The sequence below is a fragment of the Promicromonospora kroppenstedtii DSM 19349 genome, from assembly GCF_000515355.1.
Lineage (GTDB): Bacteria > Actinomycetota > Actinomycetes > Actinomycetales > Cellulomonadaceae > Promicromonospora > Promicromonospora kroppenstedtii.
In genome coordinates this window covers 22,482-23,804 of record NZ_KI911668.1, presented here as the reverse complement: position 1 = coordinate 23,804, position 1,323 = coordinate 22,482, and the positions used below count along the sequence as shown (strand labels likewise).

General features: G+C 71.5%; 2 protein-coding genes. One reads left to right on the top strand and one right to left on the bottom strand.

What is annotated here, in order from left to right:
* The coding region (locus PROKR_RS13345) for a TetR/AcrR family transcriptional regulator (RefSeq protein WP_036964006.1) at positions 1 to 490 on the bottom strand (490 nt) is incomplete at its 3' end.
* A 91-nt stretch (positions 491 to 581) separates the two neighbouring features.
* On the opposite strand from PROKR_RS13345, the gene PROKR_RS13340 reads away from it, so the two are divergent.
* Positions 582 to 959, top strand: coding sequence for a VOC family protein (locus tag PROKR_RS13340; protein WP_036964004.1), 378 nt, complete (start codon positions 582 to 584; stop codon positions 957 to 959).
* Positions 960 to 1,323: the final 364 nt, after the last annotated feature.

The window sequence follows — 1,323 nt, the reverse complement described above, 5'->3', positions numbered from 1 at the left end:
CGAAGTCCAGCACGAACGTGAGCGCGGCGTCGCGGGCGACGTCGTCCAGCGGCAGGTCGTCGAGCGCGTGCAGCTCGTGGTCGTACTTGGCGATGGTGCCCGGGCCGAACGCCGTGCGGTCGTCGTCGATCTCCAGCAGCCAGGGGTGCTCGCCGAGCAACGCCAGGTTCGCGTCGGCGACGCGCCGCACCCGCGTGCGCCACCCGGCCGTCCCGTGGTCCGGCAGAGGCATGGCGGCGAACGCGGCGTCGGCCATGAGGACCAGCAGGTCGTCGCGGCTGTTCACATGCGTGTAGACGGACATCGCGGAGACGCCGAGCACCTCACCCAGCCGCCGTACGGTGACGGCGGGCAGCCCCTCGGCGTCGGCCAGCCGCATGGCAGCCTCGACCACGGCGCCCGTCGAGACGCGGGTCCGCGGACCGCGTGCCCCGCCCCGCGGGGCGGCCGGATGGTCGCGCCAGAGCAGGTCGATCAGCTCGCGGGGCATGGGGTCTCCAGAATCCGGGTGACGGGCCGGGAACATTCTGCAACCATCTTACGTTGTGCGCCGTACAAGGTTTATGGAGCGAGGAGTCAGCTTGAAGATCACCGGTACCGCCCTGTCCCTCAACGTGCCCGACGTCGCGGCGTCGGCCGAGTTCGCCAAGCAGCACCTGGGGTTCACCGAGGCCATGTCCGACGACGGGTTCGTGTCGCTGGAGCACCCGACTGCCGGCCTCAACATCGTGTTCCTGCGTGTCGGGCTCGGCACGTTCAAGCCCGAGCGGATCGCCGGCCCCGCCGGCCAGGGGCTGCTGATCGCGTTCGTCGTGGACGACCTCGACACCGAGTTCGCCCGCATCTCCGCCGCCGGGGCGGAGGTCGTCACGCCGCCCGAGACCGAGCCCTGGGGCGAGCGCTACTGCCAGTTCGCTGACCCCAACGGGATCGTGTGGCAGCTGGTGCAGTGGGTCTGACGGTTTTTCCGCCCCGGAAGTCCCCTTCGAGGCCTAAGTTTCTTCGCATTCGGCCGCGTCAAAGCGAAGAAACTTAGGCCTCGTGGGGGAGCACCCGCGAGTGCTCCGGTCGGCCGGCACGCGCCGGTCGACGGCCGGCGTCGACCGTAGGGCTGCTCGGACCAAGAGCCGTCTCAGGCCGACGGACCCTACGTTCGCCGTCGGGCGACGGTGACGCCGGCACCTAGCCGTGTGCCCAGCCCGACCACCGGCCCACCCGGACCCGGATCACCGGGCCGTCCGGCCGGTGCTCGCGGTACTGCGGGTACCGCGCGGCCAGCGCGTCCAGCGCCGCCTCTCGCGGCTCGCCGCCGTGCTCGACGGC